The following is a 12276-nucleotide window of genomic DNA, read 5'->3' on the forward strand; positions in this document are numbered from 1 at the left end:
TGAGCAACGCGCGATGATCCGCCGCCAATGGCCGGTGCTGGCCGCCGGGATGCTCGCGGGCACCGCCACATCCATTGGAACCAGCTGGCTGCTCGCGACGCTTTTGGGCCTCGATGGCGCGCTTCGCATGAGCCTCCTGCCGCGCTCGATCAGCACGCCTTTCGCCATGGAGGTTTCGGGCGATATCGGCGGCGTCCCCGACCTCACGGCAGTGTTCGTCGTGATCACGGGCGTCCTCGGCGCTGCCCTTGGCGAGTTCATTCTGGCGTGGCTGCCGATCCGCTCGACGCTGGCGCGCGGGGCGCTGTTCGGCGTTGGCGCGCATGGCGCCGGCACCGCCAAGGCGCATGAAATCGGCCGCGAAGAAGGCTCAATCGCCGGCCTTGTCATGGTGCTCGTCGGCCTGCTCAACGTGGTCGCGGCGTCGGCCATCTCGTATTTGCTGAAGTCCTGACCTTAAACGCGATTGCTAAGAATTCCCCTTCATTGTTCGGATCGATTGGGGCGGCTTGGATTTGAATGGGTGATTGCTGCCGGCGTGATGGTCGCCTTTATCGACGATCACCGGAAAGCACAGGGGTCGAGCCGATCTGCAAAATCCGGCCGATCGCCCCTTCAACCTATCATGCCCATATCTCCCAGCGCGTGGATCCTTTGAAGCTTTCCGAGCGGGTCAGGCGCTGTGGGTGTCGGATTTTACCTATGTCTCGACGTGGGGCGGCATGGTCTATGTCGCCTTTGTCATCGACACCTATTCCCGGCGGATTGTTGGCTGGCGGGTCAGTCGGACGGCCCACGCCACCTTTGTCCTCGACGCGCTTGAGCAGGCCCTGCACGAACGCCGGCCCGTTCATGGTGGCGGGCTCGTCCTCCGGCAAACCCGGCGCGGTTCGTTCACCTGGCCGGCAGCGGCGCAAAGGGTGGAGCGCCGGGGTAGCTGTTTCCTCCGGCGCCGAACGGCATGAAGTTGTTCATCACACCCATTGCCGGCCCGAAACTCGAATCGAGATTTCGCGCGGAATGCTGGATCAACGCCACCGTCGCCGCCATATGCATGGTGGAGGCGTCCATCGATTCCATGTGCCGGTCCATTTGCGCCAGCGATGCGCGCATGTCGCTGACATTGGAGCGCATATCGTTGATTGTCACGTTCATCGCGGCCATGTTGCGCGAAATCAGCTCCATCTGGTCGGCCATGCGCAAGGTCTGTTGGGCCATGACGCGCGCGTCGCTGGTCAGTAGATAAATGAGGAAGAATCCGTAAGCCGCGAGCAGGACGAACGCGGTCATTCCGGCATAGACGACAATGCGCACCGATTTGAGCGCATTGGTCGCCTGTTCTAGATAGGCCAGATATTCCGGCGGCTGATAGGGCGGATCGGGATAGACCTGCCGCGGATAGTCGTTTTTCAACTGGTCCCTGGGCAGGCTTTCGAGCGTTTCCATAGCGTCGGTCCTTTCCGGCGCCGCGACGCCCTTCGAAAAAGTCAGCTCAGCGCCATCACCGATTTGGCGAAAGCGTCGAACTCCTTGCTGGCTTTCGATTCTTTCTTGAGTTCGAACACGCCCTAGCCTTCGCTCAAGCTGCGACAAAAGGCGATCCGCCGACCGAGCATGGTCGGCAGGACGCTGGCGCCGTCGCACATGCCCGCCATCGCCTTGAGCGCCGTCAACGTCTCGCGTGTCTCTCGTGAGGCTTCCAGCGGATCGGCGCGATTGACGAAAAGGGCGATGCTCGCGTTCGGCTTGCGTTGCGCGAGGATCTGCTTGAGGTAACGCTGCGTCGCCCAGATATCCGCCTGGCTCGGCAGAACGGGGACGAGAACGATGTCCGCATGCGGCAGGACCTCGTTCATTCGCGCCATATCGGCGGCCCCGAAATCGATCAGCGTCCAGCGGCCTGCGACGGCGGAGCCGAGGGTTTGTGTAGGAGGCTCAAGACTTGGCGTCGCGCCGACCTCCTGGCGAACGGCCACGAGATCGCTCAAGGTTTTTTGCGGATCGAGGTCGACCAGGGCCAGTTCGAATCCTCGCGTGGCCAGCCATACGGCGAGATTGAAAGCGACCGTGCTCTTGCCCGATCCGCCCTTCAGATTGCCGACGACCACCAGCGGCCCCGGCGCCTTGGTCGGGGCCGATTTCCTGCCGCGTTTTTCAGGCGCGAGCCCGCTGTTGTCCTTCACCGGCCGATTTCCCGTCGCGCGTTACTTCTTGGGCGTTTCCAATTTCGCGATCTCCCGCTTGAGATCGTCTCCAAGGGCGCCGTCGCCCTGTCGGACGGCGCTGAGAAATGCCTCCGCGCCGGCGACGTCGCCGCTCTTGAGTTTCAACATCGCCGCTTCGAAATAGACCTGTGCGGCGTCGTGCAGCCGCGCGCTGGAGAAATAGACATTTCCCAGTTCGCCGCGCGCCTCAATGGTGTTGGGATTGCGATCGATATAACCGCGATAAGCGTTGATCGAGCTGAGAATGTCCTGGCGCGCATAGGCCGCGCGCGCATTGACCAGAAGTTCGCCGCCTTCGGGCGCGGCGGCAGGCGCTGCGGGCGCCGTCGCCTTCTCGACAGCCTTTTCGGGCGCCGGCGCAAGCGTGCTCGATGTCCAGGCGCTCAGCTTTTCAAAGCTGTGGACGCCCGCCTCGCTGGTCTGGCGCAGGACGTTCTTCATGCCCGGCGAAACCGAGGCGACCCAGGCTCCGAGAAAGAAGAAGAAGATGGCATAGAATAGTCGTGTTCCGATCCAGGATACCATCGCGACACCTCGATGACCGCTGGTTGAAAGGAGACGAACGTTGGGTTTCGTGGCCCTTCGTTCGCCGTTACGCCGTCAAAAGCTGCGCCAGGGGCCGCCCGCCCAGGGGCCGCCGCCCCAAGGCGTGGCGCCTGGGAAGCCGCCGCCCGGGAGGCCACCCATCGGCGACATGCCCGGATAGCCCATTGGTCCCATCGGCGACATGCCGGGATAGCCTCCTCCAGGATAACCACCCCAAGGACCGCCGCCCCAAGGGCCGCCAGGTCCTCCACCCCAAGGACTGCCGCCGCCCCAGGGACTTCCGCCCCAAGGACCGCCACCCCATGGGTTGCCGCCGCTCCATGGGCTTCCTCCCCAGGGACCGCCGCCGCCCCAGGGATTGTTGTTCCAGCCGTTGCCCCAGCCGTTATTGCCCCAAAGGTTGTTCCAGCCGTTGCCCCATCCGCCGAGGTCGGCGGAAAAGTTCACGTTGCCGTTGCCGCGGCCCCAGCCGTTGCCGTAGCCATTGCCGTATCCGTTGCCGTATCCGTTGCCGTATCCGTAGCCGTTATAGCCATAGCCGGGAGCGCCCCAGGGCCCCCCACCTTGAGGACCGCCGCTCCAGGGACTGCCGCCCCACCATTGCGCCTCGGCGACGAGCGGCGTCAGCAGAGTCGAAGCGATCGCCGCAGCCGTCAGCCAGGTTTTGATTTTTCGCATCGTTCACCTCCACGTTGGGAGAATACGATCACGAACGGGTCGTGATCGCATTTTGATCGAAGCGGCGCGTTTTCCGTTATGGAAAGTCGCGCCGCCGGGTCAGTTGGCGCTCACCACCAGCCGCGGTTGCCATAACCGTTATTGCCGTTCCAGCCGTTATTGCCGTTCCAGCCATTATTGCCCCAGCCATTGCCATTCATGTCGGCGTCGCCGCCGAAGCTGAAGCTTCCTTTCATGTTGCCGCGGCCGTTGCCGGCGCCGTAGCCGTTGCCGCTGCCATAGCCATTGCCGTATCCGTTGCCATAGCCGTTATTGCCGTAATAAGGGCCGGGTCCGTAATAAGGATTGTAGCCATAGCCCGGGCCGTAGCCGTAGCCGTATTGCGGCGGCGGGGGAGGCGGCGGCGGGGCCCAGCCCTGCGGCGGTTGCTGCGGGGCGGCCTGTTGCTGCGGCTGCTGCGGATATCCATAGCCGTAGCCGTAGGGTGGCGGCGGGGGGGGCGGCGGCGGACCCCAGTTGGGATGCTGCGGCTGCGCCTGCTGGTTGCCGGCGGCGGATGCATCGCTCTGCTGTTGCGGCTGTTGCTGCTGCTGGGCGTTATAGGGGCCCGACGGCGGAGGCGGCGTTTGCTGGGCGAACGCGGCGCTGGCGACGCCAGCGGCGCTCAAGATTGCCGCCAGTCTGATTATGTTTTTCATTGCTTCACTCCCTTTACTCATGTTTGGGGTCGCGGACGCGGCCCTACCAGTAGGGCGGCTGAACGCCAGCGCGTTCGCGCCACCAGTTCCATGTTTGCGCATTGGTCCATCCCGACAGCGGGGTGCTCCAGGGCACGAACATGAAAGGGGTACTCAGGCCCGAGGAATTGAACGGGTCCGTCGTTGAATTGGCCTGGCCGAAGCTCCAGACCTGCAGCCGTCCATTGGGGAGGTCGCCCTCCGGGCCGAGCGGCAGATAGGGTCTTGGCGAAGTTCGGGCGGAGGGCAGCGAGGCCGCGCCGGGCGCGTCGAGCGCCGCCGGGGCAACGCCTTGCGGTCCGCCATAGTAAGGCTGCGGCGGGCATTGCGGACAGGCGCCGACGCCGGGAGGCGACGCATAGGGACCGGCCGCGTAAGGGTTCGGCGGATAGAACCCCGGCGGCGGCGCGCCCTGCATTGCCGACAGTTCGGAGTAGGTCGCGGCAACCGCGCTTTCGACGCAGACCGCTCCCGCCAGAAGGGCCGTCGCGGCGACCGCCAGAGAGCGCATTGCGGTGGATGATCCCGGTTTCATGCCAGTTCTCCCGGATCCGACGTTTCCGTCTTGAGGCGAATGCCGCGTGCGACTTTTTCGCGCGAACGCGGCGCCGCGCTTGTGGTCTTGGCTTTCCTTGCCGCCTTGAGGGCTGCGACGGCGCGCGCTGGCTTCGGGGCGATCACGGGAACAGCGTCTTGCGGCAGCGGGTCCATGACCGTCGCCGACGCTTGCTCCGCCGGGAGCGGCTCTGATTTCTTGACGAGTCGCGGCGGTCGGCTCGCCGCCGGAGCGGCGAGCGTTTCGCCGAAGGCCGCAGGAGCCGTCGTCAAGACGGCTTCGGATTTTCTGACTAGGCGCGGAGGACGTCCCGCTGCCTGCGGGCTGACTTCCGCGGCTGCTTCTTCAGGGGCCGCTGAAACCTGTTCCGACTTCTTCACCAGCCGCGCCGGACGCACCGATGCGGTCGTCTCATCCGAAGCCGGGACCGAGGCCAAGGCTTCATCCGGGATGGTTTCAGTCTTGCGCTGCAGTCGCGGCGGGCGGGGGCCATCTTCCGGCGCGGACGGCGGATTGAAGGGTGGGGGCCCGCCGTTCGGCGGCGTCTGGCCGGCGTCATCCCCGTTGAAATATTTGCGCGCCGACACGCAGCCGAGCGGAATGACGATCAAAGTGAGGAAGGTCGCGATCAGCGAGCCGAACAGCAGCGAGACCGCCATGCCCTGGAAGATCGGATCGCTCAGCAGCACCATCGAGCCGATCACCAGCGCCATCGCGGTGATGAGAATCGGGCGCAGGCGCACGCGGCCGGCCATCACCACCGCGTCGCGAACGCTGAGGCCCTCGGCGACTTTTCCGCGCGCGAATTCCACCAGCAGGATGGAATTGCGCACGATGATGCCGGCTAGGGCGATGAAGCCGATCATCGAGGTGGCGGTAAAATCGGCGCCGAGCAGCCAGTGGCCAGGCACGATGCCGATCAGCGTCAGCGGGATAGGCGCCATCACCACCGCCGGCAGCATGAAACTCTTGAATTCAGCGACGACCAGAATGTAGATCAGCACCAAGGCGGCCATGAAGGCCAGTCCCATGTCGCGGAAGGTGACATAGGTGACTTCCCACTCGCCGTCCCATTTGAAGCCGGTGCGATTGGTGTCCTCGGGCCGGCCAAAATAGTGGCCGCTGATGGTCTTGCCGTCCGGCGTTACGTAATTTTTCAGGGCGGCGTCGACATTGAGCATGCCGTAAAGCGGCGCGCCCAGGCGCCCGACCACGTCGGCGGTGACATATTCGAGCGCGCGCAAGTCCTTGTGGTAGATCACGGGATCGACGGGCTTGTTGACGAAGCGTCCCAATTCGCTGAGCGGAACCAGCGCGCCCGTCTGGCTACGCACCGGCATGACCAGGAGATTGCCCAGATTGCCGCGCGTCGCCAGCGGCGCCTGCAGCACAATGACGGCCTGTTCGAGATTGCGCGGGCTCTTCAAGGCCCCTATTTCGAAGCCGCCCGTCGTCAGCGAGATCTCGCGGTTGATGTCCTCGACGGAGACGCCGAACATCGACGCCCGCAAGCGGTCGACTTCGAATTGCAAGTTCTCGTGCGGGCTTTCCATGAAAGTGTTGATGTCGGCGATGTCGGGCGTCTTGCGCAGGATCGCAAGCAGGTCGGTCGCCACCTGCCGCCGGATCTCCGGCGTCGGGCCGTAAAGCTCGATCACCATAGGCGCGAGCACCGGCGGCCCCGGAGGCGCTTCGGCAATGGTCAGACGCGCGCCGGCGGCGGCCGCGATCGGCGTCAGCGTCGAGCGCACATAGGCGGCGATTTCGTGGCTGGCCCGGCTGCGTTTGGCCTTGTCGAGCAATTGCACGGCGATGTCGCCCTGCCAAGGCTGCGAGCGCAGGAAATAATGGCGGACGAGCCCGTTGAAATTGAACGGCGAGGAGGCGCCGACATAGGTCTGGAAATTCGTCACCTCGGGAATTTTCTCTAGCTCCACGCCAAGCCGATGCGCGAGATTGGCGGTGAGGAACAGATCGGTTCCTTCCGGCATGTCGATGACGACCTGCAACTCCGACTTGTTGTCGTAAGGCAGCATCTTGAACGGCACGAGCTTGAAGACGAACATCGAGACCGCGCCCAGCATCGCGGCGATGATGGCGAACAGGGTCAGATAGCCAACCAGCCGATTGTCCATGATCGGCGAGATGATCGAATTGTAATGGCGGCCGATGAAGGCGGACTCGCGGCGCTCGCGCTCCTCCGATTTTTCCAGCGTCGCCATGCTCGGTTTCAAGCGCGCGGCGAGCCAGGGCACGAAGACGAAGGCGGCGAAAAGAGAAAAGATCATCGCCGCCGAGGACAAGACGGGGATGGGCAGCATGTAGGGGCCCATCATGTCGCCTACGAAGCCCATCGGCAGCAAAGCCGCGACGACGGTGAAGGTGGCGAGAATCGTCGGATTGCCAACCTCGTCCACTGCTTCGACGGTGATGTCGTCGGAGGTCTTTCCCGATTCCAGCCAGCGCCTGTAGATGTTCTCAACGACGACGATGGCGTCGTCGACGAGAATGCCGATGGCGAAGACCAGCGCGAACATCGATACGCGGTTGATGGTGAATTTCAGCACATAGGCGACGGCGATCGACATCAGGAGGACCGCCGGAATCGTCACCATCACGATCAGCGCCGGACGCAGGCCCATCGTCAGGAAAGCGAGAACCGTGACCAGCGCCGAAACGATGAACAGCTTGAAGATCAGGTGCGAGACCTTGTCCTGCGCGGTCTCGCCGTAATCGCGCGACACGACGACCTGAACCGAATCCGGGATGAGCGAACCTTTCAGCGCCTCCAGTTCGGCATTGATCGCGCTGGCGACATCAATGCCATTCGAACCGCGCTTCTTGGCGACGGCGACAGTCACCGCCGAACTCGATTTGAAGTCGCCGTCGGCGGTGCGCGTGGAATTGTCGACGACGCTTTTCGTCTCGGATTCGCCCTGGCGGATATTGGCGACGTCGCGCAGGAACACCGGCCGGTTCTCATCGACGGCGATGAGGAGATTTCCGACGTCGCGCAGATTGGAAAGAAAGGCGCCGGTGTAAATATTGAACCATTTGCTGCCTTCGACGATATCGCCGGCGGGCGCGCGCTGGTTGGCGGCGGCGACCGCATGCGCCACCTGGCCGAGGGTGACTCCATGCGCGGCCATGCGCGGCAGATCGGCGTCGATGCGGATCTGCTCATGACTACCGCCGACGACGAAGCTCTGACCGGTGTTCGGCAGCGCCTTGAATCGCTGGACGACATCCAGTCCGAGCTTGCGCAACTGCACCAGATCGATTTTGTCGGAACTCAACGTGACAGTCACCACCGGCACGTCGTCGATGCTTTTCGGCTTGACCAGCGGCTGCATGACGCCCTTGGGAATGGCGTCCATGTGCGAAAAGAGATTGTTGTAAAGCTTGACGAGCGAAGGCTCCATCTGCTCGCCAACGTCGAAGCGCACGGTGACCATGGACAGGCCCTCGCGCGACATCGAATAGACATGCTTGACGCCGGAAAGCTCCGACATCAGCCGTTCCAGAGGCTCGGAAATCAGATTGGCGACCTCGCTAGCCGAGGCGCCGGGATAGGCGACGAAAACATCGACCATCGGCACGGAAATCTGCGGATCCTCCTCGCGCGGCGTGATCATCATGCCGAGCAGCCCGATCAGGAAGAACGCCATCAGCAGGAGCGGCGTCAGAGGCGATTCGATGAAGGCGCGCGCGGTGCGTCCGGCTATGCCCAGTTGGCGATGGTGCGAGGCGCTGGTAGGGGCGGATTCGGTCTGCGAGGAGGAATCGGTCATGCGTGAAAACCTCCCCTCCTCAACGTCTCTGTCCGAAGACGGAATCGCCGGATTTCAGATCCGGCTCCGGATGGGCGACCACATGTTCGCCGGGCTGCAGTCCAGAAAGCACCGCGGTCTTGTCGCCCGAGACTTCGCCCAGCCGCAGGATGCGCATTTCTACCGCGCCTGCGCCGTTGACGACGAAGGCGACGGGCAGCGAGCCGCGATAGGCGATGGCGCCGTTGGGCAGGAAGGGCGCCGTCTCGGACTGGCCGCCGCCCCCCGGCTGCGCGACCCAGGCCAACCCGTACATGCCTGGCGCGGCCGGCGCGGCAGGCGGCAGCGCCGCCTTGACAGTCACCGTATGCTGCAGCGTATTGGCGGCCGGAAAGATCTGCGAAACCACCGCCCAGACGTTGGCGTCGGAGAGGCTGACCGGCAATTGATCTCCGATTTTCATGTTGACGGCGAGATTGGCGGGAACCTCGACGCGCAGATCGAGCTGATCGGGATCGGCGAGGTCAACGAGCGGCTGGCCAGGCTGAACGACGTCCCCGACACGCACATGCCGGGTCATGAGCACCGCGGCATAAGGCGCCACGGATCGCCGGTTGCGCAATTGCTGGTCGAGCGCGTCAATGCGGGCCTGCGAGGCGACCAGGCCGGCCTGCTGACGCTCGTAATCGGCGCGCGCATTATTCATGGCGGGGAAGGAATGCTGCTGCTGCGCCTGGCTCTGCATCGGCGCGCCGCCGCCCATGAAGGGCTGCATCATGTTGTAGAAAGGCGTGAATAGGCGTTCATAGGCGTCGTAGCCGGGACCTCCCATGGGAGATTGCCTCGCGCCGTACAGCGAATGATATAGCTGCGTCTGCGCATTCTGCTGGGCGGCCATGTCGCCGCTCAACGCCGCCCAGGCGGAACGATACTCCACGCGCAAGGCGTCGTCGTCGAGTGCGACGACCGTATTGCCGGCGGAGATTCTCTCGCCCTCCTGCCCGGCGACGAAGGTCACCCGACCCGGACCTTGCGCCGTCAGCCGGACAAAATTGCGGGCCTCGACATATCCGCCCAGTTTAAAGCGCGCCGCGGTCGGCATTTGCGTAACTTCGACCACTGGCGCCTGCGGCGAAAAGAACATGCCCGCAGCGGCAGGAGGAATGGGCGGCTGGTTCTGTTGCGGATGGCCACCCAGCCACAGAACAACAAAACCACCCGCGAGAGCGGCGAGAAAAAAAGCCAGGGCCCGGATTAAGCTCGACAACATTACGCGACGACCCTTCCGGGAACTAGCTGCGCGGGACGGTTCCCATCGCGCCGAAACTCTTGATGAAGGGACCCGCCATCGCAGGGTTCTTGATCATCGCGCCGTAATCGCCGACCTTGAATTTCAGCTTTCCGGACGTGTAGGCGATGCCTAGCGACATCATGCCTATGCCTTTGGCGCACCATTTCTCCCAATCGGCAGGACTGGCGCGCAGGTCCCAATTCAGGCTCTGCCCCGCATAGGCGCCGGCCTCGATCACATAGCCGTTTTCGACCCTCACCACGCCGCGAGGCTTGTCTTCGCCGTCGAAGCCATAGCCGATGGTCGACTTGAACCCGATCTTGGCGAGCGCGTCGCCAAGATCCTTGTCCTCGTTCCAGGCATTGCCGAAATCGACCATCCAGTCGTCGGAAAACAAAGACGCCATTTCGACGCTCCAATCTCACGCGAAAGACCGCGCACACATTCTCGTCCGCTCCGGTTGACCCGGAGACGTAAACGACGCGATCAGATGACCGCGCAAATAGGGGGCATTTCGGTCTCCGCGAGGCCGCAGAGCTCATTGCAATGGGCAGCAGACCCGGGCAGGTAAACCGCGAAGACCAATTCGTGAAATTTTCCGATCGATCAACTCGGACGCGAACGCGCGCGCGCAGTGAAGCGCGATGTTGGCGTGGGGCTGAGGTTTTTATGTGATCTTTGGCGCTCGTTTGCGCATGCCGCCGATATTCGTCAAAGGCTCCCTCCGCCGATCATGTCTCGCGATGACCCGACTTATTTTCTAATTTAGTCACATTCATATATGACGTTATTAAGATGTTAAGACAGCTAAAGCGATCCTGTCAAGGCGGAAATCGAAGCTCGTGAAAATTACTTCGCGGCTGTGCCGTTTGTTTCAAAGGCTCCGCGAGAATTTTCGGAGTGAAATGAAAAGGCTGCGCCAGATTTCGAGAGGGCATCGCCGTGCAACTAAACTTAAGTAGGGTTACTGACCTTCATGCACGCCCTGCCAGTTTCCATGAAAGCGGATCTCAATTTTTGCGCGCCAATTCCCGCGTCTGCGCGACTGCCGATTTGAACGCCTCGTAATCAAGCCCCCCGCTCGCCTTGAACGGACCGATCAGAAAATTAGGCACGCCTTCGAAGCCGAGCGCCTGCGCCTGCGCCACATTGCGCTTGATCAGCGCGTCGATTTCGGGCCCATGCGCTTCGAGATCGGCCTTGAGCCGCGCAACGTCGACGCCGGACGAGGCGATGGCCTCTTCCATATAGGATTGCGGGTTTCTCTTCCCGGGCACACGCATCAGAGTCCCATGGACCAATTCATAGGCGCCCTGGTATTTCGCGGCCAGAGCCATGCGCGCGCCATATACCGACGCTTCGGTCAAGACCGGGCAATCCTTGTAGACAAGCTTGACGCCGCCGTCGGTCTTGACGATCCGCTCGAGGTCGGGCGCCGATTTCTTGCAATATTGGCAATTGTAATCGAGGAAGGCGACGATCACCACATCGCCGTTGGGATTGCCCGCGATCGGCGCGTCGGGATCGTTGGCGATTGATTGCAGCGTCATCGCCTGAGCTTTGGCGCCAACGGCGCCGACCAGATCGACGATGGCGATCGCGCCAGCCGACAAGCCCGCGTGCAAGAAAAATCGTCGGTCGATCGAAATCGATTCCGATTCGGGAACATTGACGAACGGGATTTTGATGGTCGAGATTCTCAAAGGCATTCTTCCTCAATGATCGCCGGAAACTCTCGCCGCTCCGTCGGCGCCCTTGTCGATGCTTTCACCAACAACGCCAGGGCGATCTATAAAATGGGGCCATCGGCGGCGTCGGTGGAATCTTCGGTTATCAACCGGATGCTACGCAAGGTCGGTTGCACGAGGAATTCGCCGTCTCCAGCCTTCTCGCCGACAGCTAGCGCAAAATGATCAGCGCCAGCGATGCGGAGCAGAAAAAGGGTTTCAAGGCCCACGAGCGACAGGGATGTCGGCGCATAAGCGGTCCTGTGTTGGCTGCCGCAGCAAATTAGTATTACGTTTATTCGGATGTATGAATATACTAAGGCATGGACGTCAAGCGATTAAACGACGCGGCCGAAGAGGCCTCCGATTTTTTGAAGGCTCTAGCAGCCCCAGGTCGCTTGCGCCTGCTTTGCCTGCTGTCAACGGGCGAGCATTCCGTGACGGCCCTCGCCGAAGCGATGGGCGCCCCGCAACCGACGGTGTCACGTCATCTCGCCCTATTAAAAAAGGATAGGATCGTTGCTTCGCGCAGCAGGGGCACGACGCGCTTTTACCGGCTCGCGGATATGCGTGTTGAAATGCTTATGAGAGTTCTCTCTGAACGTTTTTGTGGGAAAACGCCTCACCCGTGACCATCAACCGCGAATAGATGTCAGCACCAGCTTGCCTGATCCGGGTTCGGAAGGTCCCCCATGGCGCTGTTGCGAGTCCTGTCTAATTTTATAAACTTCCAGAAAATTTGAAAG

General features: G+C 62.4%; 12 protein-coding genes and 1 pseudogene. 3 read left to right on the forward strand and 10 right to left on the reverse strand.

What is annotated here, in order from left to right:
- On the forward strand, window positions 1-454 hold a 454-nt coding region (locus ACLP2E_RS19235), incomplete at its 5' end, for an LrgB family protein (RefSeq protein ID WP_442466846.1).
- Between the two features lie 220 nt (window positions 455-674).
- Window positions 675-870: pseudogene (locus tag ACLP2E_RS19240) on the forward strand (DDE-type integrase/transposase/recombinase); the annotation flags it as partial.
- A 24-nt stretch (window positions 871-894) separates the two neighbouring features.
- Here ACLP2E_RS19240 and ACLP2E_RS19245 read toward each other — a convergent pair.
- The 10 genes from ACLP2E_RS19245 to ACLP2E_RS19290 all read right to left on the reverse strand — a co-directional run bounded on the left by ACLP2E_RS19245 (window position 895) and on the right by ACLP2E_RS19290 (window position 11512).
- Complete coding sequence (locus ACLP2E_RS19245) at window positions 895-1446, reverse strand: hypothetical protein (RefSeq protein ID WP_442461200.1); 552 nt, start codon at window positions 1444-1446, stop codon at window positions 895-897.
- 122 nt (window positions 1447-1568) lie between these two features.
- Window positions 1569-2183, reverse strand: coding sequence for a nucleotide-binding protein (locus ACLP2E_RS19250; RefSeq protein WP_442466847.1), 615 nt, complete (start codon window positions 2181-2183; stop codon window positions 1569-1571).
- A 21-nt stretch (window positions 2184-2204) separates the two neighbouring features.
- The gene (locus ACLP2E_RS19255; RefSeq protein WP_442466848.1) at window positions 2205-2750 is read right to left on the reverse strand and encodes a hypothetical protein; all 546 of its coding nucleotides are present in this window, start codon (window positions 2748-2750) and stop codon (window positions 2205-2207) included.
- Window positions 2751-2825: 75 nt separating this feature from the next.
- The gene (locus tag ACLP2E_RS19260) at window positions 2826-3449 is read right to left on the reverse strand and encodes a hypothetical protein (RefSeq protein WP_442466849.1); all 624 of its coding nucleotides are present in this window, start codon (window positions 3447-3449) and stop codon (window positions 2826-2828) included.
- Window positions 3450-3559: 110 nt separating this feature from the next.
- Window positions 3560-4147: a hypothetical protein gene (locus ACLP2E_RS19265; RefSeq protein WP_442461194.1), complete on the reverse strand. Its 588-nt coding sequence runs from the start codon at window positions 4145-4147 to the stop codon at window positions 3560-3562.
- A gap of 43 nt (window positions 4148-4190) precedes the next feature.
- Entirely contained in the window at window positions 4191-4721 is a 531-nt protein-coding gene (locus tag ACLP2E_RS19270; protein WP_442461193.1) for a hypothetical protein, read from the reverse strand.
- Window positions 4718-8533: an efflux RND transporter permease subunit gene (locus ACLP2E_RS19275; protein WP_442461192.1), complete on the reverse strand. Its 3816-nt coding sequence runs from the start codon at window positions 8531-8533 to the stop codon at window positions 4718-4720. Before ACLP2E_RS19275 ends, ACLP2E_RS19270 begins: the two co-directional genes overlap by 4 nt.
- A gap of 19 nt (window positions 8534-8552) precedes the next feature.
- Window positions 8553-9782, reverse strand: a complete 1230-nt coding sequence (locus ACLP2E_RS19280) for an efflux RND transporter periplasmic adaptor subunit (protein WP_442466850.1) — start codon at window positions 9780-9782, stop codon at window positions 8553-8555.
- 22 nt (window positions 9783-9804) lie between these two features.
- Window positions 9805-10209 (reverse strand): hypothetical protein, encoded by a 405-nt coding sequence (locus ACLP2E_RS19285; protein WP_442466851.1) that lies wholly within the window; start codon window positions 10207-10209, stop codon window positions 9805-9807.
- Window positions 10210-10813: 604 nt separating this feature from the next.
- Window positions 10814-11512, reverse strand: coding sequence for a DsbA family protein (locus ACLP2E_RS19290; protein WP_442461189.1), 699 nt, complete (start codon window positions 11510-11512; stop codon window positions 10814-10816).
- Window positions 11513-11853: 341 nt separating this feature from the next.
- Here ACLP2E_RS19290 and ACLP2E_RS19295 point away from each other — a divergent pair, with 341 nt between their 5' ends.
- A complete protein-coding gene (locus tag ACLP2E_RS19295) occupies window positions 11854-12162 on the forward strand; it encodes an ArsR/SmtB family transcription factor (RefSeq protein ID WP_442461188.1) in 309 nt (102 codons plus the stop codon).
- Window positions 12163-12276: the final 114 nt, after the last annotated feature.

It is taken from the genome of Rhodoblastus sp. (assembly GCF_052145335.1).
Classification (GTDB): Bacteria; Pseudomonadota; Alphaproteobacteria; order Rhizobiales; family Beijerinckiaceae; genus Rhodoblastus.